The sequence below is a fragment of the Streptococcus sp. KHUD_014 genome (assembly GCF_051106275.1).
In the GTDB taxonomy this organism is placed as follows: domain Bacteria; phylum Bacillota; class Bacilli; order Lactobacillales; family Streptococcaceae; genus Streptococcus.
In genome coordinates this window covers 1710575-1732481 of record NZ_CP193666.1, presented here as the reverse complement: position 1 = coordinate 1732481, position 21907 = coordinate 1710575, and the positions used below count along the sequence as shown (strand labels likewise).

The 21907-nt window shown below is 35.2% G+C and carries 22 protein-coding genes and 1 pseudogene; all 23 read left to right on the top strand.

Annotated elements, in window-relative coordinates:
• The first annotated feature begins 4 nt into the window (after nucleotides 1-4).
• On the top strand, nucleotides 5-697 hold the full coding sequence (locus tag ACORHT_RS08420; protein WP_434350011.1) for a CspC family polysaccharide chain length determinant protein: 693 nt from the start codon (nucleotides 5-7) through the stop codon (nucleotides 695-697).
• Between the two features lie 10 nt (nucleotides 698-707).
• Entirely contained in the window at nucleotides 708-1382 is a 675-nt protein-coding gene (locus ACORHT_RS08415) for a tyrosine-protein kinase (RefSeq protein WP_434350010.1), read from the top strand.
• Nucleotides 1383-1404: 22 nt separating this feature from the next.
• The gene (locus ACORHT_RS08410) at nucleotides 1405-2775 is read left to right on the top strand and encodes a sugar transferase (RefSeq protein WP_434350009.1); all 1371 of its coding nucleotides are present in this window, start codon (nucleotides 1405-1407) and stop codon (nucleotides 2773-2775) included.
• A 37-nt stretch (nucleotides 2776-2812) separates the two neighbouring features.
• Nucleotides 2813-3985, top strand: a complete 1173-nt coding sequence (gene cps2T, locus ACORHT_RS08405; protein ID WP_434350008.1) for a beta 1-4 rhamnosyltransferase Cps2T — start codon at nucleotides 2813-2815, stop codon at nucleotides 3983-3985.
• Nucleotides 3982-5253, top strand: coding sequence for a glycosyltransferase family 4 protein (locus tag ACORHT_RS08400; RefSeq protein WP_153225231.1), 1272 nt, complete (start codon nucleotides 3982-3984; stop codon nucleotides 5251-5253). The genes cps2T and ACORHT_RS08400 overlap by 4 nt, the downstream gene beginning before the upstream one ends.
• Nucleotides 5243-5929, top strand: coding sequence for an acyltransferase (locus tag ACORHT_RS08395; RefSeq protein WP_033680704.1), 687 nt, complete (start codon nucleotides 5243-5245; stop codon nucleotides 5927-5929). The genes ACORHT_RS08400 and ACORHT_RS08395 overlap by 11 nt, the downstream gene beginning before the upstream one ends.
• Nucleotides 5930-5960: 31 nt before the next feature.
• Complete coding sequence (locus ACORHT_RS08390) at nucleotides 5961-7007, top strand: glycosyltransferase family 2 protein (RefSeq protein ID WP_033680703.1); 1047 nt, start codon at nucleotides 5961-5963, stop codon at nucleotides 7005-7007.
• Between the two features lie 5 nt (nucleotides 7008-7012).
• The gene (locus ACORHT_RS08385) at nucleotides 7013-7924 is read left to right on the top strand and encodes a capsular polysaccharide synthesis protein (protein ID WP_434350007.1); all 912 of its coding nucleotides are present in this window, start codon (nucleotides 7013-7015) and stop codon (nucleotides 7922-7924) included.
• An 11-nt stretch (nucleotides 7925-7935) separates the two neighbouring features.
• Nucleotides 7936-9393 (top strand): oligosaccharide flippase family protein, encoded by a 1458-nt coding sequence (locus ACORHT_RS08380; RefSeq protein ID WP_153225230.1) that lies wholly within the window; start codon nucleotides 7936-7938, stop codon nucleotides 9391-9393.
• A gap of 2 nt (nucleotides 9394-9395) precedes the next feature.
• Complete coding sequence (locus tag ACORHT_RS08375; RefSeq protein WP_261072783.1) at nucleotides 9396-10661, top strand: O-antigen ligase family protein; 1266 nt, start codon at nucleotides 9396-9398, stop codon at nucleotides 10659-10661.
• A 79-nt stretch (nucleotides 10662-10740) separates the two neighbouring features.
• Nucleotides 10741-11889, top strand: a complete 1149-nt coding sequence (locus ACORHT_RS08370; RefSeq protein WP_153225229.1) for a CDP-glycerol glycerophosphotransferase family protein — start codon at nucleotides 10741-10743, stop codon at nucleotides 11887-11889.
• 54 nt (nucleotides 11890-11943) lie between these two features.
• On the top strand, nucleotides 11944-12336 hold the full coding sequence (gene tagD, locus ACORHT_RS08365) for a glycerol-3-phosphate cytidylyltransferase (protein WP_075231289.1): 393 nt from the start codon (nucleotides 11944-11946) through the stop codon (nucleotides 12334-12336).
• Nucleotides 12337-12438: 102 nt separating this feature from the next.
• Nucleotides 12439-12612, top strand: coding sequence for a hypothetical protein (locus ACORHT_RS08360; protein ID WP_186822549.1), 174 nt, complete (start codon nucleotides 12439-12441; stop codon nucleotides 12610-12612).
• A complete protein-coding gene (locus ACORHT_RS08355) occupies nucleotides 12613-13170 on the top strand; it encodes a GNAT family N-acetyltransferase (protein WP_434350006.1) in 558 nt (185 codons plus the stop codon).
• 201 nt (nucleotides 13171-13371) lie between these two features.
• Nucleotides 13372-14241 (top strand): glucose-1-phosphate thymidylyltransferase RfbA, encoded by an 870-nt coding sequence (rfbA, locus tag ACORHT_RS08350; RefSeq protein WP_434350005.1) that lies wholly within the window; start codon nucleotides 13372-13374, stop codon nucleotides 14239-14241.
• Nucleotides 14242-14850, top strand: a complete 609-nt coding sequence (locus ACORHT_RS08345) for a dTDP-4-dehydrorhamnose 3,5-epimerase family protein (protein WP_434350004.1) — start codon at nucleotides 14242-14244, stop codon at nucleotides 14848-14850. It abuts the gene before it with no gap.
• Nucleotides 14847-15896 (top strand): dTDP-glucose 4,6-dehydratase, encoded by a 1050-nt coding sequence (gene rfbB / locus ACORHT_RS08340; RefSeq protein ID WP_434350003.1) that lies wholly within the window; start codon nucleotides 14847-14849, stop codon nucleotides 15894-15896. Before ACORHT_RS08345 ends, rfbB begins: the two co-directional genes overlap by 4 nt.
• 215 nt (nucleotides 15897-16111) lie before the next feature.
• Nucleotides 16112-16963: a dTDP-4-dehydrorhamnose reductase gene (gene rfbD / locus ACORHT_RS08335; RefSeq protein ID WP_434350002.1), complete on the top strand. Its 852-nt coding sequence runs from the start codon at nucleotides 16112-16114 to the stop codon at nucleotides 16961-16963.
• Nucleotides 16964-17025: 62 nt separating this feature from the next.
• Nucleotides 17026-17361 (top strand): annotated as a pseudogene (locus tag ACORHT_RS08330) (NAD(P)-binding protein); the annotation flags it as partial.
• Nucleotides 17362-17554: 193 nt separating this feature from the next.
• The gene (locus ACORHT_RS08325) at nucleotides 17555-17830 is read left to right on the top strand and encodes a hypothetical protein (RefSeq protein WP_434350001.1); all 276 of its coding nucleotides are present in this window, start codon (nucleotides 17555-17557) and stop codon (nucleotides 17828-17830) included.
• A gap of 199 nt (nucleotides 17831-18029) precedes the next feature.
• A complete protein-coding gene (locus ACORHT_RS08320) occupies nucleotides 18030-18668 on the top strand; it encodes a DUF1919 domain-containing protein (RefSeq protein WP_434350000.1) in 639 nt (212 codons plus the stop codon).
• Nucleotides 18669-19258: 590 nt separating this feature from the next.
• The gene (gene ftsA, locus ACORHT_RS08315; protein WP_434349999.1) at nucleotides 19259-20632 is read left to right on the top strand and encodes a cell division protein FtsA; all 1374 of its coding nucleotides are present in this window, start codon (nucleotides 19259-19261) and stop codon (nucleotides 20630-20632) included.
• A gap of 17 nt (nucleotides 20633-20649) precedes the next feature.
• Entirely contained in the window at nucleotides 20650-21906 is a 1257-nt protein-coding gene (ftsZ, locus tag ACORHT_RS08310) for a cell division protein FtsZ (protein ID WP_049548722.1), read from the top strand.
• The last annotated feature ends 1 nt before the right edge of the window (nucleotide 21907 follow it).

The window sequence follows — 21907 nt, the reverse complement described above, 5'->3', positions numbered from 1 at the left end:
TATAATGAAAGAACAAGATATTATCGAAATTAATGTAATTCAGTTGTTAAAAGGACTGTGGAAAAAGAAACTGCTCGTTCTTCTTGTGGCTATCTTAGCAGGAACTGCTTCCTTCGCTTATAGTAGTTTCGTGGTGAAGCCTGAGTATAGAAGTACGACTCGTATCTATGTTATCAACCGTCCTCAAGGAGATAAACCTGGGTTGACAAATCAAGATTTACAAGCGGGAGCCTATTTGGTTAAGGACTATCGTGAGATTATCCTTTCACAAGATGTCTTGGAAAAAGTCGTATCAGATCTTAGCTTAACGATTAATGCCAAAACATTGGCTAAAAAGGTTCAGGTGACTGTCCCTGCAGAAACACGTATCGTATCTATTTCTGTCACTGACACTAAACCAGAAGAAGCAAGCCGTATCGCCAATGCTCTTAGAGAAGTTGCGGCTCAAAAGATTATTTCTGTAACCCGTGTTTCTGACGTAACTACCTTGGAGGAAGCCCGTCCAGCTACTGGGCCATCCTCACCAAATATTCGTCGCAATACCTTGATGGGGGTTGGAGCAGGGGCAGGAGTCGTAATTGTCCTCGTTCTACTAGTTGAGTTGCTCGATGATCGTGTCAAACGTCCAGAAGATATCGAAGATGTTATGAAAATCTCACTTCTTGGAGTTATTCCGGATTTGGACAAATTAAAGTAAGGGAGAACATATGGCAAAGTTAGAATTAGCACAACAAAGAATTGATTCTGTAAAAAAAGCAGAAGAATATTACAATGCGTTACGCACAAATATACAGCTTAGTGGAAACAATTTAAAGGTCATCGCAGTTTCATCTGTCAATCCTGGTGAAGGTAAATCAACAACTTCTACCAATATTGCTTGGGCTTTTGCGCGTGCAGGTTACAAGACACTCTTGATTGACGCTGATATCAGAAACTCAGTCATGTCTGGAGTGTTTAAGTCAAGAGAAAGAATTACTGGCTTGACAGATTATTTGGCTGGAACGCAGGATTTATCGCATGGACTCTGCGAGACAAATGTTGAGAATTTATTTGTTATCCAATCAGGAGCAGTTTCTCCAAACCCAACAGCTCTTTTACAAAGTGAAAATTTTGAAAGAATGATTGAAACCTTGCGTAAATATTTTGATTACATCATCGTAGATACTGCGCCAATCGGAGTTGTGATTGATGCTGCGATTATTGTGCAAAAATGTGATGCATCGATTTTAGTCACAGAGGCTGGTGCAGCAAAACGAAGAGAAGTTCAAAAAGCCAAGGGTCAGTTAGAACAAACAGGAACACCATTTTTGGGAGTAATACTGAATAAATTTGATGTTCAACGCGAAAAATATGGCTCTTATGGCTCTTACGGTAAAAGATAAAAAATAAGTTAGGGAGTTCAGTATGGAAGGAAGGGGATTCTACAATGTAACTCTGGCCTGTTTACAGAGTATACTTGTTAGTTTATTAGCATATATTCTGATTGCAATTACAGAAACTGAGATTGTTTTAAATACAGTATTCGTTCTATTTTTCCTTCATTTTGTAGCCTTTTACATCAGTGGCTACGGTAAGGATTTTTTTAAAAGAGGTCAGTATGTTGAGTTAGTAGAAACGGTCAAATACATCCTCTTTTATGCCTTGTTGATTAGTTTTTCAAGTTTCTTCTTAAAGGAAAAATTCGTGATTTCTAGACGAGGAATGATTTACTTACTTTCCTTGTATGGAGTTTTAAATTATTTACTCAGTTTTGTTGTCAAACGTTACTGGGTACACTTTAACCACAACTTGAAAGGTAGTAACAAGATTCTATTGATTACAGCGACATCTCGTACTGAAAAAGTACTGGATCGTTTATTGACCGCAAATGATGTCCAAGGGAAACTGGTTGCTATATGTGTCTTAGACAAGCCGGAGTTTTCTCATGACAAGGTGGTCGTTGTGCCGAGAGAACAGCTACTCTCCTATGCTACGCATGAAGTAGTTGATGAAGTCTTTGTCAATCTTCCAAGTGAGGACTATGATATTGGAGCTGTTATTTCTCAGTTTGAAACAATGGGAATTGATGTAACAGTTAACTTAAATGCTTTCGATAAAAGTTTAGGCCGAGATAAACAAATTCATGAAATGGCTGGTTTGAATGTAGTGACATTTTCTACAAATTTTTACAAGCCAAGTCACATAATTGCCAAACGCATCCTCGACATTTGTGGTGCTATTGTTGGGTTGATCCTTTGTGGAATTGCTAGTCTATTTTTAGTTCCCTTGATTCGTAAAGATGGAGGGCCAGCAATCTTTTCTCAAACTCGTATCGGGAAAAATGGCCGTCATTTTACTTTTTATAAATTCCGCTCGATGCGAGTCGATGCTGAAGCTATTAAAGAACAGTTGATGGATCAAAATACCATGCAAGGTGGGATGTTTAAGATTAATAACGATCCTCGAGTGACTAAGATTGGACACTTTATCCGAAAAACTAGTTTGGATGAATTGCCACAATTTTGGAATGTTTTGATTGGAGACATGAGTCTAGTCGGTACGCGTCCGCCGACTGTAGATGAGTACGAAAAGTACACACCTGAACAAAAACGTCGTCTCAGCTTTAAACCTGGTATTACAGGTTTGTGGCAAATTAGTGGTCGAAGTGAAATTACAAACTTTGATGAAGTCGTGAAACTGGATGTGGCTTATATTGATGATTGGACCATCTGGAAAGATTTTGAAATATTGTTAAAAACTGTAAAAGTTGTGTTGATGAGAGATGGAGCGAAGTAAGTTTGCTTGCTCTCTCTTTCTATAAATTAGGAGTAACATGAAAAAAACTGTCTATATCGTAGGGTCAAAAGGGATTCCTGCTAAGTATGGGGGCTTTGAAACCTTTGTTGAAAAATTAACAGCCTTTCAACAAGATAAGGATATCCAATATTATGTGGCTTGTATGCGTGAAAACTCTGCAAAGTCAGGAATTACTGAGGATGTTTTTAAACATAACGGTGCTATCTGTTATAACGTCGATGTACCTAATATTGGTCCAGCGCGAGCTATAGCGTATGATATCGCTGCAATTAACAGAGCGATTGAGATTGCAAAAGAAAATAAGGATGAAGCTCCTATCTTCTATATTTTAGCTTGTCGCATTGGACCTTTTATCCATGGAATCAAGAAAAAAATTCAAGCAATAGGTGGGACTCTTCTGGTTAATCCAGATGGTCATGAGTGGTTGCGAGCTAAGTGGAGCGCCCCAGTTCGTCGCTACTGGAAAATTTCTGAAAGTCTAATGGTCAAACATGCAGATCTTTTAGTGTGTGATAGTAAGAATATTGAAAAGTATATTCAAGAAGATTATAAACAGTACCAACCTAAGACAACCTATATCGCTTATGGAACAGATACAACACGCTCTACATTAAAAAGTAGTGATGAAAAAGTACGTACTTGGTTCAAAGAGAAGAATGTTTCTGAAAACGAGTATTACCTAGTTGTAGGACGTTTTGTTCCAGAGAATAACTATGAGTCTATGATACGTGGCTTTTTGGCGTCTAACTCTAAGAAGGACTTTGTCTTAATCACAAATGTAGAACAGAATAAATTTTATAATCAGCTATTAGCAAGTACTAGCTTTGATAAAGATTCACGAGTGAAATTTGTTGGAACAGTCTACGATCAAGAACTTCTGAAGTATATTCGAGAAAACGCCTTTGCTTACTTCCATGGACATGAAGTTGGAGGAACCAATCCTTCGTTACTTGAAGCTTTGGAGTCAACAAAGTTGAACCTACTACTTGATGTTGGTTTTAACCGCGAAGTTGGGGAGCAAAGTGCCATCTATTGGAAAAAAGACGAACTATCACAAGTGATTGAGGAAGTTGAACAATTTGATGAAAAGATGATTGATGAGTTAGATAGACAATCAAATCAGAGAATTGCGGATGCTTTCACTTGGGAAAAGATTGTTACAGACTACGAGAATTTATTTAAAATATGAAAATATTACATTATACTTTAGGATTTCACCCCCAGCGAACAGGTGGTTTGGTTAAATATGCTGAGGATTTAATGCTAGAGCAAATTGCTCAAGGTCATCAAGTGACTGTCCTATATCCTGGAAATATTAGGTTGCTTTCAAAAAAAGTAGGAATAAAGAAGGTATCATCAAGAAAGTTTGAGTGTTATGAACTGCTTAATAGCTTACCTCTTGCTTTATTTGGAGGTATATCCAATCCAACTGCTTTCCTGGCATCTTGTGACAAAAATGTTTATCGTACTTTTTTAGAAAAAGTACAACCCGACATTATACATATTCACTCGTTTATGGGATTGCATAAAGAATTCCTCGAAATTGCTAAAAACTTGAATATTAGAGTGGTTTTTACGAGCCATGATTATTATGGATTAGCACCCGTACCTCATTTCTATTTTAATGGGGTGGATTATAGTGATAAAAATACAAACTTAACATGGAATATTATGTCTTCCGATGCTTTAAGTGTGAAAAAACTAAGACTTTTTCAGATTTCATTTTATCCTACTATTCGTAAACTTTTGAAACTATTAGGGAAAAATCCAAAATCTAAAAAGAATTTAGTTATTCGAGATGTTATTGAGGAGCAAGATTTTAGTGAGCTTCGACACTATTATAATGAGATGTTCCATTTGATAGATGGTTATTTGTTTAATAGTAGTTTAGCAAAGAATGTATATGAGCAAAATGAAATTAAACCAACCAAAAGTACAGTATTATCTATAACAAATAGTTCAATTAAACAGCATCAAAGATTGACAACTACAAATGATAAAATTCGAGTCGCTTATATTGGTCCGGATGAAGAATATAAAGGATATTTTGATTTTATTGAGTTTGCTAAAACTTTAGACCTAGAGTTATACGAAGTTGCAACTTATGGTCACTTTCCAAATGAAGAATGTCCTTCATTCATTGAACAAAAAGGATATTTTACCAAGGAAACGATTGATAGTGTCTATGAAAATATTGATATTCTTATTGTTCCAAGTAAGTGGAAGGAGACATTTGGATTGATAACAGTAGAAGCATTATCCTATGGGGTAAATGTTTTTGTGAGTGAAAATGTTGGATCAAAAGACTTACTTCCAGAAACACATGTTTTTAAAAATCAGAATGACTTAGTAGTTAAAGTTATAGAAAATGATATAGAAAATACAAAATTAAAAACTATAGATGAACACTCGAAAGAAGTGATTCAGTATTATGAAAGAGTGATAAATGATAGTTGAGAGCTTAATAAAAAAGATTACTGGAAAAGCAGTAGACATTCACCCTGATGTACCCATGGCGTATATACTACAAAGAGGTATGAACTATGGTTTTGGACTCTTTCGTGGATTTGTACGTGGAATCGGATTTGGTCAAAAGGGGAAGCGTTTATTCATTGGACAAGGAGTTTCTATCTTAGCAAAGCGTAAATTATTTGTTGGGAAAAATGTTCGAATTGGTAAAAAGGTGTCTATAGATGCACTGTCGAAAGAAGGAATCCATTTTGCAGATAATGTGAAGATTGGAGATTATTCTCAAATTATTGGAACAGGATCTATAAAAAATATGGGGATTGGCTTGAAAGTTGGTAAGAACTCATCTTTTTCAGAATATAGTTTATTTGGTTCTGCTGGAGGTATCACAATTGGTGATAATGTTATCGCAGGTCAGAATGTTCGTTTTCATGCTGAAAATCATAATTATAGTGATTTAAATAAACTTATTGTTGAACAAGGTGTATCTCGAAAGGGAATATCAGTAGGACATAATTGTTGGATTGGTGCTGGAGCTGTTTTTTTGGATGGGTCCAGCATTGGTTCAGGTTGTGTTGTTGGAGCGAATGCTGTTGTCACTAAGCAGTTTCCAGATAATGTTATCATAGGTGGAGTACCAGCTAGAATACTGGCCTATAGATAGTGTTTAACTATTTCTGAAAGGAAGAGAATTTATGCCTACATTTAGTGTAGTTGTTCCAGTTTATAATGTAGAGAATTATTTATCTCAATGTTTAAATACTCTTGTAAATCAGTCTTTTAAAGATTTTGAACTTATCTTGGTAAACGATGGTTCTACTGACACATCTGGAAGTCTTTGTGAAGAATGGGGGAAAAAAGATCATCGGATAAAAGTAATACATAAAACCAATGAAGGTCTTGGTTTTGCACGTAACACAGGTATTGAAAATTGTACAGGAGATTATATTGTCTTTGTTGATTCGGATGATTATGTCTCATATGAGATGCTTGAAATTTATGATACATACTTACAACGTTTTAATGCAGACGTGATTTATAGTGAAAATTTTTATCGAGTGGATAATAAAGGAAATATTATAGGACCACTTGATCAGAGCCTAGATTCCATTTTTTATAAAAATGATTCAATTTTCACAGAACTTTTACCAGATGTAATATCTTCACCACCAGAATTTATTGGAGATGGAAAGATAGGTGTTTCAGTGTGGAAAGGGGTATATAAACGTTCTTTGTTTAAGGATAAAGGGCTATTATTTCATTCGGAAAGAGAATTCATTTCAGAAGATGCTATTTTTCAAATTGATTGTTTAAAATTAGCAACATCCGCCCTTGTTATCCCAGATATTTTATACTACTATCGTGAAAACTTTGGTTCTTTAAGTATGAAATATAAAGAAGATCGATTTGAGTTGGATAAAATCTTGTATAACGAGCAATTAAAAAGAGTTAAGGGATTACCTAATCAAGAAATTTTGGAAGAAAGAATCGAGAGAATTTTAATTGCTAATATTCGTTTATGTATTTTTCAGGAATCCTTATATAAAAGTTCTAGAATTCATAAACGCTTGCAAAGAATTAGACAGATTTGTAAGGATCCTATCTCAAAAGCAGTTTTGTATCACTATCCAATCCATCGTTTACCTTTTCCTAAACGTTTGATCTGTGTATTAGCTAAGTATAATATGTCGATGTTGCTTTTAGCTTTAACCTTATTAAAATATCGGAATCGGAGTGTATAGATTTTATGGCGATGAATATAGAAAAATTAAAACTATCTTTAAAAAATGGAACGTTTTTTCCTGTTGTTATTCACGCCTTACGTAACCGTTGGCCCTTGTGGTGGATTCGGAGTAAGGCTATTCGAGAAGTGCAACTTGAAGATAGGGCCTACAGAATACTAAAAAAGAAATACGGTTCTTTAATTTCAAACCCTTTTGATAAATCATACTTATCAGAAAAAGTTCCCAAGCAAATCTGGATTTGCTGGTTTCAAGGTATGGAGAATGCTCCAGATTTGGTGAAATCATGTTATAAGTCTGTTAAAAGAGAATTTCCAGATTATAAAATTACAGTATTAACGGCTCAGACTATTCAACAGCATGTAACAATTCCTGAAGAAATTTTGTATAAGTGGAATAAAGGTATCATAAATAACGCAAATTTTTCAGATGTTTTGCGTGTTGAGATTTTATCTAAATATGGAGGTATTTGGTTAGATGCCACAGTTTATTGCACTGGTAGTACAATTAAGGAATTAATTGAAAAAAATCCATTTTTTATGTATAAGAGTCTATCTTCAATCGAAGAAAATATTTCATCATCAAGCTGGATGATTGCTTCAACAGCAAATCACCCTTTAATACTATCTGTGAAGAAGTTGCTAGTAGAATATTGGTGTAGAGAGAATATTGCAATACATTATTTTGTTTTTCATTTGCTGTTCACGATTGTAGCTGAACATTATTCGGATGTTTGGCAGTCTGTACCCACCTATACGAACGCAGCACCACATATAATGGTTGATGAATTAAATAATGATTTTTCAAAGGAACGTTACCAGCAATTATGTCAAATTTCTGATTTTCATAAATTAAATTATAAAAAAAATTACAATGATAAATCTGAGAGCTTGTACAGTTACTTACTGAATCAGTAGAGGGGAGAATCTTGCCTAGTTTAAAGAAAAACATTGTTTACAATGTCTTATATCAGATCTTAGCTGTAATAGTACCGTTTATTACCTCACCTTACTTAGCGCGTGTGTTAGGTGCAGAGCAAATTGGAGTTTATTCTTTTACCTATTCTATTGCTTTTTACTTTATGATTCTGTCCATGTTGGGGATTTCTAATTATGGGAATCGGACAATAGCACAGGTACGAACAAGTAGAGAAAATTTGAATCAGGAATTTTCGAATATTTACGCGGTTCAGTTAACGTGTTCACTAGTTATGACCGTCTCATATTTGATTTATGCAACAGTATTTGTGAATAGTTTTCAGATTGTAGCCTATATCCAAGTATTACATGTTTTATCGTATGCAACAGATGTTAGTTGGTTTTTTTATGGTCTTGAAGAGTTTCGTATTACAGTTGCTAGGAATTCATTTGTTAAATTATTGACTTTAATATCTATCTTTACATTTGTAAAAAGCCCTAATGATATCTATTTATATACCTTTATAATGGCAGGGAGTACCCTGCTTGGTCAGTTGATTACATGGCCATTTTTGTTAAAACAAGTAAACTTTGTGCGCCCTAGTCTTGGAAAAATAAAGAAACACATGAAACCTATTATTATTTTATTTTTCCCCGTCTTAGCGGTTAGTATTTTTTCGTTTCTAGATAAAATAATGCTTGGAATGTATAGTAGTTTGAAGGAAACTGCTTTTTATGAGAATTCAGATAAGATCATTAGTATTCCAAAAGCTCTGATTCAAGCCTTTGGAGCTGTAATGTTGCCTCGAACAGTACATTTACTGAGTATAGGTGATGAACAAAAAAGTTTAGAATATGTTGATAAAACGATGTGGATCGTTTTAGTGATTACAATGGGCTGTGCTTTCGGTTTAGCAGGAGTTTCTGCAACCTTTGCTCCTGTTTATTGGGGTGAAGAATTTAGGACAAGTAGCCAAATTATTGCAGGAATGACACCGGCTTTAGTATTTTCGGCTTTTGGAAATGTCATCCGAACTCAGTTTTTAATTCCACGAAGTTTTGACAAGGAATATACGGTATCTTTGCTTTATGGAGCCGTTGTTAATATTTTGATTAATATTATTTTGATTCCGAAGATAGGAGCAATGGGAGCTGTTATAGGAACAATTGTTGCAGAGTTAGTTCTATGTTGCTATCAAACGTGGATCGCTAGAAATTATTTACATATCAGAGAATATCTGATAAATGCTGGGATATTATTTCTTATTGGTTCAGTAATGTATATGGTCTTAATTCTTATTTCAAGTATTTTACCTACATCGCTACTTACACTTATTATTGAAATTATAGTCGGAGCTTTTATTTATATTAGTTTATTGATTTTGTACATCTTTTCTTCAAAAAACAGGGTAATTATTGGTTTACGAACAAATTTTTTAGAACGTACTCATTTATTTAAAAGGAAGTAATAGTGAAATTTAAATTTAACCCAATCGCGATATTGTATATATTGTTAGTGTATTTAGAATTAGCTACAGATAGACAACATCTGTATCCTGTAACATACATGACAAAATATTATATTGGTATTTTGATTATTGTATTATTCATTTTATTATTAGTAAGTCTCGGAAAGGTTATTTTTGTTAATAAAAAATTATTATATCTTGCTAAGATATTAGCTATGCCAACAATTGTTCTCTTCTTTTACTCAGTTTTATTACATCTAATGAATCCAGTTCAATTTAGTGGGTATTTTAGTAGATTGTCAAGTATGACTATTTTTGGCTTATTAGCTATCTTTCAAGCTATGGTTGTTTTTCAATTTTTTGGACAAAAAGTAGTAGATTACACTTTTACAGCAATATCACTTAGTTACTTAACTAGTATCATTGTTGCCTATAGTCAAGGAGGACTTAGTCAATTTATTTTGATGTTAACAGATGATAGTTTCAATGGTTCGGTGCTAGAAATGCATGAGGTAGCACCAATTACAGCTCTCTTTATTCTGTACTATCTGTATCAATATTTTATAAAAGAAAATAGTTTTTCTGCAGTATTTCGTAAGATCTTAATAGCTCTTATTATTCTCTTTTTAAGTCTTAAACGAATCGTATTTTTGAGTGTGTTAATTATCATACCAGTATTTTTAGTAATTTATTGGTATTATAAAAAAGTGAGCAAACTAGGGAAAGAACGAAAAATTTTAAGTTTATTAAATGCCTTTTCCTTAGTATTTATAACAGGAATATTCCTTTATGTTTATAGTATTAAATCTGGTTTTATATATACATTTATCCAAGAACATAATATCAATTCGATGGCTAGAACAGATTTATGGAAGGGAATTGAATCAACCTATAGCTTTACACCTATATTTATGGGGAGAGGGGTAGGTTTTGCATCAAAATGGATGGATAATAATTGGATGACTTTAAATATCAATGGTCTTACAGGATCAATGGGGATTCATAATGATATTTTGAAATCTTACATTGAGATAGGATTTGTAGGATTATCTATTTATTTTTATACTCTCCTTTATAGAAATGCTAAACGCATATTTGTAAAAATTGGTCATAAAGAATCATTCATATATTTTGTCTTGACAATGTTTCAGATGCTGATATGGTTTACGGACAATATTTCGATTTATCATAACTTTTTATGGATCCTAAATCTACTGCTCTTTTCTCTAACTAATACGGAAACAGAATTAGAAACTCAGAAACTATAAAATATTTATTTCTTGAATTTACGGTCTTATGCCGTAAATTTGAACCCACTAATGAATAATAGTAATTTATAAAAAAAATATGAAATTTTATATAAAAAATTTATTAAAAAAAGTCTCTACATTACCGTTGAATTTATTACCTATTCAGTCTAATAAAATAGTGTTTGATAATTTTGGTGGTAGAGGTTTGGGAGATAATCCCAAGTATATACTTGAAGAACTTGTCTCTCGAGAAAATAATCTAGATCTTGTATGGATATCAAAAGATAGAGAAATTTCTGTCCCAAAAGGTGTTCGTGTAGTAAAATATGGAAGTTATCGTTCTTTCTACGAATGGTTAACAGCTAGAGTTTGGGTAGATAATATTCGCTGTTCTGATCGACCTTGGAAGCGTAAAGGACAGATTTATCTTCAAACTTGGCATGGCTCAGATGGGGTAAAGTTAATTGAAAAAAGTGTTGCAGGGAGCCTAAAAAAAACTTATCTTAGAATGGCGAAGTATGATGGAAAGATTACAGACGGTATCGTATCAAGTCGGCACTTTCAAACTTTGGGGATGCAAAATAATTTTTGGCTGACAGAGGATGTGGAGTTTCTTGAATTTGGATTACCTCGAAATGATGATTTTTTTAAAAGTGAAAAAATCAAAACTACAAACATAAAATTTAGAAGTTTATTTGATATTGATTTAGACGAACTGGTGGTTTTGTATATGCCGACGTTCAGAGATGATGGATCGTTGGATGCCTATAATTTAGATTACTCGAAACTAATACATGCTTTTCAAAACAAATTTAGAAAAAATGTAAAAATATTAGTTCGTCTTCATCCAATTGTTGATTCTAGTTTTATAAATTTGCAGGATACAAACTGTATAAATGTGTCAACCTATTCAAATCCTCAGGATTTGATGATGAGTGCAGATGTAATGATTACGGATTATTCGTCATCTTCGATTGATTTTATGTTATTAAATCGTCCAGTATTTCTGTATTTACCAGATTATCAAAGATATGTGAACGATAGACCATTGGATAATAATTTTTATAAATTGCCATTTCCAAGAGCGTATCATAACAATGAGTTGATAGAAATTATTAGAGATTTTGAAAGAAGTAATTATGATGAAAAAGTTCGTCTGTATGAATTAGAGGACGTTCGTTTTGATAGAGGAAAAGCCTCGGTACAGTGTGCTAATTGGATTGAAGAAAAAATAAAAAAACAATAGGGTTATTGATTGAAATAATTATATTTTTTGAATGATGAATAAGGAGACCTTTAGATGAAAAGAGTTATAACATATGGTACATTTGATTTATTGCATTATGGTCATATCAATCTGTTGAAACGTGCTAAACAACTAGGTGATTATTTGATTGTAGTTGTTTCAAGTGATGAGTTTAATTTAAAAGAAAAGAATAAAGTATGTTACTTTAACTATGAACACAGAAAAAATTTAGTAGAAGCTATTCGATATGTAGATCTAGTAATCCCTGAAACTAGTTGGGAACAGAAAAAGTCAGATGTCAAAGAATACCATATTGATACTTTTGTAATGGGTGATGATTGGAAAGGTAAATTTGATTATCTTGAAGAAGAAGGTGTTGAAGTAGTTTATTTGCCTAGAACAAAAGAAATATCAACCACAAAGATAAAAGAAGATTTGTCAGAATGAACTATTATTAAAAAATGCTGATATAAGAAATTGTAGCTTTTGTGTCTAGTTTTTGATAGAATAAAGTAACAACACTTTAACCATCGAAGTGAGGTGAGAATAATGGCAGTAATTTTTAAAGATGTACTTACTGAAGAGAAGACTGATGAAGAAAAACAACATATTTTATCTATTTTAAATGGTGAGTATGACTTATCTGATGATGTTAGTCGTAGATTACGACGACTGAATGAGAAAAGTAAACGTTTGAAAGTGTTTAGTAAGGAGACGTACTAATTGCCTGTTTTGGATTCTATTGATGAATTGAAATTAATAAGTACTTCATCATCTATTTTAAATGATGATGATGTTAGATCTTTTGATTGTGGATATCAAGAATTGAATGATGTTTTTTTGGATATTTACAACAAATACGATGAAGAATCAGGCCATGTGTTAGCTATTGTAAATCAAAATTTTGAATTACTAGGTTTTATTTCTTGTAGACTAGTATCATTTTCTTTCATCGCTCAGGGTAAAGAGATGGGAATTAGTATAGACTATCTTGGTGTTCACAAGGATTGCCAGAAAAGAGGGATTGGTTCGCTTTTGGTGACCTTTGCACTTCGATTATCTTTAACTATTGACTGTTGGTTACCAATAAAAGGTGTGAGAGTTCATGCTTTAGAGGATGCTGTAGAATTCTATGAAAAACTGGGTTTCATTGATCCTAGAGGTATGGCGATTTATAATGGAAAACCAGTTACTATGTATTTTAGTATTGAAAAACTAAGAAATGGTGAAATTATGCCTCTTACACAGTTATTTGAGACATCCTTAGGAAATGACTTTTAATTGTATATAAACAAAGTAGAATTCACTTATTTCATTTTATACTAAATGTACTATGAAATAAGTGAATTTTTTATGGATAAAGAAGAAATTTTCTGTAATTTTTAGATAATAATTTGAAAAAATGTGATGATTATTTTCCTTTTAGAGCAGTACACAACTAATAGTAATTGACTCTAAAACAACAAAGAAAGGTACCCTATTATGAAAGGTATTATTCTCGCAGGTGGTTCGGGGACACGTTTATATCCTTTGACTCGAGCTGCATCAAAACAACTTATGCCGGTTTATGATAAACCGATGATTTACTATCCACTTTCAACATTGATGTTGGCTGGGATTAGGGATATTTTGATTATTTCAACTCCACAGGATTTACATCGATTCCAAGAGCTTCTTCAAGACGGATCTGAGTTTGGGGTTCAATTGTCTTATGCAGAGCAACCAAGTCCAGATGGTTTGGCACAAGCCTTTATCATTGGGGAAGAGTTTATTGGTGATGATAGCGTTGCTCTGATATTAGGTGACAATATCTATCATGGTCCTGGCCTTTCGAAGATGCTACAAGAGGCCGCAAGCAAGGAGTCAGGGGCAACTGTTTTTGGCTACCAGGTGAAGGATCCAGAGCGCTTTGGCGTTGTTGAGTTTGATCAGGATATGAACGCTATTTCTATTGAAGAAAAGCCAGAATACCCTCGTTCAAACTATGCAGTTACAGGACTCTATTTTTATGACAATGATGTAGTAGAAATTGCCAAGAGTATTAAACCAAGTCCTCGTGGTGAACTGGAAATTACAGATGTAAACAAGGCTTACCTAGATCGTGGAGATTTATCCGTTGAGGTTATGGGACGAGGCTTTGCTTGGCTGGATACTGGAACTCATGAAAGTTTACTAGAGGCTTCACAGTACATCGAAACAGTTCAACGTATGCAAAATGTTCAGGTAGCAAACTTGGAAGAAATTGCTTACCGCATGGGCTATATCAGTCGCGAGGATGTGTTGGCCTTAGCCCAACCACTTAAGAAAAATGAATACGGGCAGTATCTGCTCCGTTTGATTGGAGAAGCATAGATGACAGATAATTTTTTCGGCAAGACACTTTCAGTACGCAAGATTGATGCAATTCCAGGTATGCTGGAATTCGATATCCCTGTTCATGGAGATAATCGTGGCTGGTTTAAAGAAAATTTTCAAAAGGAAAAAATGCTTCCACTTGGATTTCCAGAGTCTTTCTTTGCAGAAGGAAAATTGCAAAACAATGTATCCTTCTCAAGTAAAAATGTCCTCCGTGGCCTACATGCAGAGCCTTGGGATAAGTACATCTCTGTAGCAGATGGTGGGAAAGTTCTGGGCTCTTGGGTTGATCTACGCGAGGGCGAAACCTTTGGGAATACTTATCAGACGGTTATTGATGCTAGCAAGGGAGTTTTTGTTCCTCGAGGCGTGGCCAATGGCTTTCAAGTCCTATCAGATACAGTTTCTTATAGTTATCTGGTCAATGATTACTGGGCTCTCGAACTCAAACCCAAGTATGCTTTTGTAAACTACGCTGATCCAAGCCTTGGTATTGAATGGGAAAATCTTGCAGAAGCAGAGGTCTCAGAAGCAGATAAGAATCATCCACTACTTAAGGATGTAAAACCTTTGAAAAAGAAGATTTGTAAAAAGGAAAGAATATGACTGAATACAAAAAAATTATCGTGACAGGAGGAGCTGGTTTTATCGGTTCCAACTTTGTCCATTATGTTTATAAGCATTTCCCAGATGTTCACGTGACAGTCTTGGACAAGTTGACTTATGCTGGAAACCGCGCTAATATTGAGGAAATTTTAGGTGATCGTGTCGAGTTGGTTGTTGGTGACATTGCTGATGCAGAGTTGGTAGACAAGTTGGCAGCTCAAGCAGATGCTATCGTTCACTATGCAGCGGAAAGTCATAATGATAATTCACTGAATGATCCATCGCCATTTATCCATACCAATTTCATCGGAACCTATACTCTTTTGGAAGCGGCTCGCAAATACGACATTCGCTTCCACCATGTGTCCACAGACGAAGTTTATGGGGATCTCCCTCTACGCGAAGATTTGCCAGGTCATGGTGAAGGACCAGGTGAGAAATTTACTGCTGATACCAAATACAATCCTAGCTCTCCATACTCATCAACTAAGGCAGCTTCGGACTTGATTGTGAAAGCCTGGGTACGATCATTTGGTGTCAAGGCAACGATTTCTAACTGTTCAAACAACTACGGTCCTTATCAACACATTGAAAAATTTATCCCACGGCAGATTACCAACATCCTAAGTGGAATTAAGCCAAAACTTTATGGTGAAGGTAAGAACGTTCGTGACTGGATTCATACCAATGACCATTCTTCAGGAGTTTGGACAATCTTGACAAAAGGGCAAATCGGAGAAACCTACTTGATTGGGGCTGATGGCGAGAAGAACAACAAGGAAGTGTTGGAACTTATCCTTAAGGAAATGGGACAAGCTCCTGATGCTTATGACCATGTGACTGACCGTGCTGGTCATGATCTTCGCTATGCAATTGATGCAAGTAAATTGCGTGATGAACTAGGTTGGAAACCTGAATTTACCAACTTCGAGCAGGGACTCAAGGAAACCATCCAGTGGTACAAAGATAACCAAGAATGGTGGCAAGGAGAAAAAGAAGCTGTTGAAGCTAACTACGCTAAGACACAAGAGGTTCTTGAAAAATAAAAGGCGGTGGGACAGAAATCGATAGACAAAATCTCGATTTCCTACTCCCAGCCCCGCGAAGATGATTAGGAGTTTTTGGAGTCTAAAAGTCAAACAAAAAGTCCAATCAGCTACCGCGTCAAAGTTTGATTGCTAATAAAAAGTGAGGTAGGGATTTTTTGTCCCAACCTCTATTGCTATACCGAAGAATTGTGAATCAGTTGAAAGGAAGAAAAATGATTTTAATTACAGGGGCAAATGGTCAATTAGGAACGGAACTTCGTTATTTGTTAGATGAGCGTAATGAAGAATACGTTGCTGTTGATGTGGCTGAGATGGATATTACCAATGCAGAGATGGTTGAGAAAGTTTTTGAAGAGGTGAAACCGACTTTAGTATACCACTGTGCGGCTTACACAGCTGTTGATGCAGCAGAGGATGAAGGGAAAGAATTGGACTTTGCCATCAATGTTACGGGGACAGAAAATGTCGCAAAAGCATCCGAAAAGCATGGTGCAACTCTAGTTTATATTTCTACCGACTATGTCTTTGACGGTAAGAAACCAGTTGGACAAGAGTGGGAAGTTGATGACAGACCAGATCCTCAAACTGAATATGGTCGTACTAAGCGTATGGGAGAGGAGCTTGTAGAAAAACACGTTTCGAACTTCTATATTATCCGTACCGCCTGGGTTTTTGGAAATTACGGCAAGAACTTCGTTTTTACCATGCAAAATCTAGCTAAAACTCATAAGACCTTGACAGTTGTAAATGATCAACATGGCCGTCCAACCTGGACGCGTACCTTGGCCGAGTTCATGACTTACCTAGCTGAAAATCGCAAGGAATTTGGTTACTATCATTTGTCAAATGATGCGACAGAAGATACAACATGGTATGATTTTGCAGTTGAAATTTTGAAGGATACAGATGTCGAAGTCAAGCCAGTAGACTCGAGCCAATTCCCTGCTAAGGCGAAACGTCCACTAAACTCAACGATGAGTCTGGCCAAAGCCAAAGCTACAGGATTTGTCATTCCAACTTGGCAAGATGCCTTGAAAGAATTTTATAAACAAGAATTGAGATAAGTAGTAGAATGATTGTCTAGTCTAATAAAAGAGACAGATAATGAACTCCAAAGGAGCATAAGATGTACGATTATCTTGTTGTTGGTGCTGGTCTTTTTGGTGCAGTCTTTGCCCATGAAGCAGCCTTAAAAGGAAAAAAAGTAAAAGTCATTGAAAAACGAAATCATATCGCGGGTAATATTTATACTCGTGAAGAGGAAGGAATTCAAGTTCACCAGTATGGTGCCCATATCTTCCATACTTCTGATAAGGAGATTTGGGATTATGTAAATCAGTTTGCAGAGTTTAACTGTTACATAAATTCTCCTGTTGCAAATTATAAGGGAGAAATTTATAACCTTCCTTTTAATATGAATACCTTCAATAAACTTTTTGGGGGTGGAACTCCAGCAGATGCTCCACATACTCGCATTATTGAACATAAACATTTTGAAAAAGGTACTCAAGAAAAATCGGTTATTACATAAGAAGGTGTGGAAAATGTAGTAAGTTATGTAGAATTAGATAAATTTCCAAGGTTATTTACAAGCCTAGATGATAACAATTATATCCAAGAAAGTTTTGTGACGGATAGAGGATATAGAAGAAAAGATGAGAAGAAGTTATACAGAACCAATGGAGTTATATATAAAACTACTAAAAATTCTATTAAAAAATATAAGTAATTTAACACCTAAAACAAAAGCTTACTTGATGGATAAAGAAAGTTCATATGATATTGATGATAGAAGTGACTTTATAGGAACGATAGGAAGTAGATACTTTAACTATGAACTAAGAGAACAAAGAAATAAGAATTTTTATAAAGAAAAATATAAAGAATTCAAAAATACGGCATTAAAAGAGAATATAATATTTTGTGATTGAAGATTATCATTTGAAGTATGAATATATAAATGATGGATTGCATTATAATGACAAAGGGTTATTAGTACTTAGAAATTATGTGAATGGAAAAAATATTAATTTATTGTAGAGGTCAGAATAACATCAAATTAGTTTTGACTGTTTATTAATATTAAATTATATTATTTATTTTATGAGATTTAATGGAGGGAAGAATAGTATGATAAAATATTTTTTAAAAGCATTAGAATTTAATATGATTAAGAAGAAAAGATTAGATTTAAAAAATTCTGACTTCACGATAATAAGCTCTAACTGTCTTGGAGGTGTAATAAGTCATAAATTAGGGCTTAAATTTATGTCTCCAACAGTGAACTTGTTTATCGAACCCAGCTCATTTGTTAAGTTTTGTAAGAATTTGACTTACTATTTTGAGCAACCACTAGTGGAAAAAGAATGGTTAGGTGATTATCCTATCGCTTTATGTAATGATATAGAGATACATGGTTTACATTATAAAAACTTTTCAGAATTAAAAGATAAATGGAATGAAAGAAAGAGAAGAGTAAATTTGGACAATTTATTTATTTTCATGATAGAGCGGGATGGATGTACATATGAAGATATATTGGAATTTGATAAATTATCCTATAAAAATAAAGTTGTGTTCGTAAGTAAGGAGATGCCAGAAATAAAGTCTGCCATACATATTCCAAAAGCTAATGAAACAATTAATGGTAAAATACAAGTGAAAAGTCTACTAGGATATAGAAATAGACTGGTAGGAAAAAGAGATATTGATCTTTTTGATTATATTAAGTTTTTTAATGAAGGAATAATACAACTAAATAGAAAATAGGGATATTTTTGAAATAAAATATGAAATTTTGATTAATAAAACTCTAAGCAGGCAGAATAGGATGAAAGCTATCATTGCTTGCACCCATAAGATCCTTAGAATCATTTACAAACTATTCTCCACCAAGCAGACTTATCAAACAGAAAAGGCGCTAGGACTGAGGAAACAGTTCTAACGCCCAAAATAAAAAAATTGCAATTCAATTATAGTATAGAACAAGAAGTGATTTTTTGCGCTTTTTTTACTGTCTTTTTCAAATAAAAGGTGGAGGAGCTAAAAACTCAATTTGAAGATGAAATTGAGTAAATCTTTCCGTTATAAAACGCATAGTATCAAGTTTTTTTGAATATCTGATATTATGTGTTTTCTTAATTTTAAGGGGTCTTTTGCCCAGTCGCTTTCTTTTTTTGTTTCATCACCTCTGTAATCGTCGGATAATTATAAAAATTCAAGAAAAAGCTTGGTTAAATGTTAGAAAATCCGAGCACGAATGTATTTTTTGTGTTATAATATTCTGTGAATAGCTATGCCTTCATATAGCTATTAAAAATAGAAGTGTGAAACTTGGAAGATAGAGAGGACGCAGTGTAATGACTAGGAATGGTTTTTTTACAGGCTTAGATATCGGAACTAGCTCTATTAAAGTGTTGGTTGCAGAGCTTGTAAATGGTGAAGTAAATGTAATTGGCGTTAGTAATGCCAAAAGTAAGGGTGTCAAAGATGGGATTATCGTTGACATCGAAGCAGCAGCGACTGCTATTAAGTCTGCAATTTCTCAAGCAGAAGAAAAAGCAGGAATTTCAATTAAGTCTGTAAACGTTGGCTTGCCAGCTAATTTGCTACAAGTGGAGCCAACTCAAGGCATGATTCCAGTGACATCAGATACAAAAGAAATTACGGATCAAGATGTCGAAAATGTTGTCAAATCAGCCTTGACTAAAAGTATGACTCCAGACCGTGAAGTTATCACCTTTATTCCAGAGGAATTTGTCGTAGATGGATTCCAAGGAATTCGTGATCCTCGTGGGATGATGGGAGTGCGCTTGGAAATGCGTGGTCTCTTGTATACTGGTCCATGTACAATTCTCCACAATCTTCGTAAAACTGTTGAGCGTGTAGGAGTTCAAGTTGATAACGTGATTATTTCGCCTCTTGCAATGGTTCACTCTGTCTTGAATGAAGGTGAACGTGAGTTTGGTGCGACTGTTATTGATATGGGTGGTGGGCAAACGACTGTTGCCACTATTCGCAACCAAGAACTTCAATACACAAATGTCAACCAAGAGGGTGGCGATTATGTCACAAAAGACATTTCTAAAGTTCTCAAGACTTCTAAGAAAATTGCAGAAGGTCTAAAACTGAACTACGGGGAAGCTTATCCACCGTTAGCTAGTAAAGAAACCTTCCAAGTTGAAGTGATCGGTGAGGTTGAACCAGTTGAAGTGACTGAGGAATACTTGGCTGAGATTATTTCAGCAAGACTTAAGCACATTTTTGAGCAAATTAAGCAAGAGTTGGAAAGACGTCACCTATTAGACTTGCCAGGAGGTATTGTCTTAATTGGTGGGAATGCCCTTCTTCCAGGTGTCGTTGAATTGGCCCAAGAAGTATTTGGAGTACGTGTTAAATTATTCGTGCCAAATCAAGTTGGGATTCGCAACCCTGCTTTCGCTCATGTCATCAGCTTGTCAGAATTCGCTGGTAGTCTTACTGAAGTGAATGTTTTGGCACAACGAGCAATTCGAGGCGACCAGAGTTTACGCCACCAACCGATTGATTTTAGAAATTCAGCTCAACCAGTTTCACCTGTTTCTCCACGCCCAGTATTTAATACAGTGACAACTCCTGAGCCTGAAACAACTCAATCTGTTGAACCAGTAGCTCCTCTTCAATCAGAAGAAAAGAGCAAGGGTAAATTAACGGATCGTTTCCGTAGCTTGATTGGAAGCATGTTTGACGAATAAAATAGAGGAATATAAATATGACATTTTCATTTGATACAGCAGCTGCACAAGGTGCAGTAATTAAAGTAATCGGTGTCGGTGGTGGTGGTGGAAATGCCATCAACCGTATGGTTGACGAAGGCGTTTCTGGCGTTGAGTTTATCGCAGCCAACACAGATGTACAGGCTTTGAGCAGTACAAAAGCTGAGACAGTTATCCAGCTTGGCCCTAAATTGACTCGTGGACTTGGTGCAGGAGGACAACCTGAGGTTGGTCGTAAAGCTGCAGAAGAAAGCGAAGAAGTGCTGACAGAAGCAATCAGCGGTGCAGACATGGTCTTCATCACTGCTGGTATGGGTGGTGGTTCTGGTACAGGTGCTGCACCAGTTATCGCTCGTATTGCAAAAAGCCTCGGAGCTTTGACAGTAGGTGTTGTCACTCGTCCATTTGGCTTTGAAGGAAGCAAACGTGGACAATTTGCTATCGAAGGGATCAACGAACTTCGTGAGCATGTTGATACACTCTTGATTATCTCAAACAATAACTTGCTAGAAATCGTCGACAAGAAAACTCCACTTCTTGAAGCATTGAGTGAAGCAGACAACGTTCTTCGTCAAGGTGTACAAGGGATTACAGATTTGATCACAAATCCTGGTTTGATCAACTTGGACTTTGCAGACGTTAAGACTGTTATGGCTAACAAAGGAAATGCCCTTATGGGCATTGGTATCGGTAGCGGTGAAGAACGTGTTGTAGAAGCTGCTCGTAAAGCTATCTACTCACCACTTCTTGAAACAACTATCGATGGTGCTGAGGATGTGATTGTTAACGTAACTGGTGGTTTGGACTTAACTTTGATTGAAGCTGAGGAAGCATCAGAAATTGTTAACCAAGCAGCTGGTCATGGTGTTAACATCTGGCTTGGAACATCTATTGATGAGACTATGAAAGACGAAATCCGCGTGACTGTTGTTGCGACAGGAGTACGTCAAGATAAAGTTGAGAAAGTTGTAACTGCTCAACCACGCCAAGCAGCCTACCGTGAACCTGCTAGAACTAGCCATACACATACATATGATCGCAATTTTGATATGGCTGATACAGTAGAGTTACCAACTCCAAGTCATCGTCGCCCAGAAGCTCCAAAGACATCAGCCTTTGGTGACTGGGACTTGAGACGTGATGCCATTGTTCGCCAAGGAGATCCAGTTGTTTCTCCTGTAGAACGTTTTGAGGTTCCAGCCGCAACAGATGAAGATGAGTTGGAAACTCCACCATTCTTTAAAAATCGTTAAT

Bases quoted from the DNA above. Each gene is read 5' to 3' on its own strand.
- ACORHT_RS08420 (WP_434350011.1), top strand. From the start codon at position 5: ATGAAAGAACAAGATATTATCGAAATTAATGTAATTCAGTTGTTAAAA.
- ACORHT_RS08415 (WP_434350010.1), top strand. From the start codon at position 708: ATGGCAAAGTTAGAATTAGCACAACAAAGAATTGATTCTGTAAAAAAA.
- ACORHT_RS08410 (WP_434350009.1), top strand. From the start codon at position 1,405: ATGGAAGGAAGGGGATTCTACAATGTAACTCTGGCCTGTTTACAGAGT.
- cps2T (WP_434350008.1), top strand. From the start codon at position 2,813: ATGAAAAAAACTGTCTATATCGTAGGGTCAAAAGGGATTCCTGCTAAG.
- ACORHT_RS08400 (WP_153225231.1), top strand. From the start codon at position 3,982: ATGAAAATATTACATTATACTTTAGGATTTCACCCCCAGCGAACAGGT.
- ACORHT_RS08395 (WP_033680704.1), top strand. From the start codon at position 5,243: ATGATAGTTGAGAGCTTAATAAAAAAGATTACTGGAAAAGCAGTAGAC.
- ACORHT_RS08390 (WP_033680703.1), top strand. From the start codon at position 5,961: ATGCCTACATTTAGTGTAGTTGTTCCAGTTTATAATGTAGAGAATTAT.
- ACORHT_RS08385 (WP_434350007.1), top strand. From the start codon at position 7,013: ATGGCGATGAATATAGAAAAATTAAAACTATCTTTAAAAAATGGAACG.
- ACORHT_RS08370 (WP_153225229.1), top strand. From the start codon at position 10,741: ATGAAATTTTATATAAAAAATTTATTAAAAAAAGTCTCTACATTACCG.
- tagD (WP_075231289.1), top strand. From the start codon at position 11,944: ATGAAAAGAGTTATAACATATGGTACATTTGATTTATTGCATTATGGT.
- ACORHT_RS08360 (WP_186822549.1), top strand. From the start codon at position 12,439: ATGGCAGTAATTTTTAAAGATGTACTTACTGAAGAGAAGACTGATGAA.
- rfbA (WP_434350005.1), top strand. From the start codon at position 13,372: ATGAAAGGTATTATTCTCGCAGGTGGTTCGGGGACACGTTTATATCCT.
- ACORHT_RS08345 (WP_434350004.1), top strand. From the start codon at position 14,242: ATGACAGATAATTTTTTCGGCAAGACACTTTCAGTACGCAAGATTGAT.
- rfbB (WP_434350003.1), top strand. From the start codon at position 14,847: ATGACTGAATACAAAAAAATTATCGTGACAGGAGGAGCTGGTTTTATC.
- rfbD (WP_434350002.1), top strand. From the start codon at position 16,112: ATGATTTTAATTACAGGGGCAAATGGTCAATTAGGAACGGAACTTCGT.
- ACORHT_RS08325 (WP_434350001.1), top strand. From the start codon at position 17,555: ATGAGAAGAAGTTATACAGAACCAATGGAGTTATATATAAAACTACTA.
- ACORHT_RS08320 (WP_434350000.1), top strand. From the start codon at position 18,030: ATGATAAAATATTTTTTAAAAGCATTAGAATTTAATATGATTAAGAAG.
- ftsA (WP_434349999.1), top strand. From the start codon at position 19,259: ATGACTAGGAATGGTTTTTTTACAGGCTTAGATATCGGAACTAGCTCT.
- ftsZ (WP_049548722.1), top strand. From the start codon at position 20,650: ATGACATTTTCATTTGATACAGCAGCTGCACAAGGTGCAGTAATTAAA.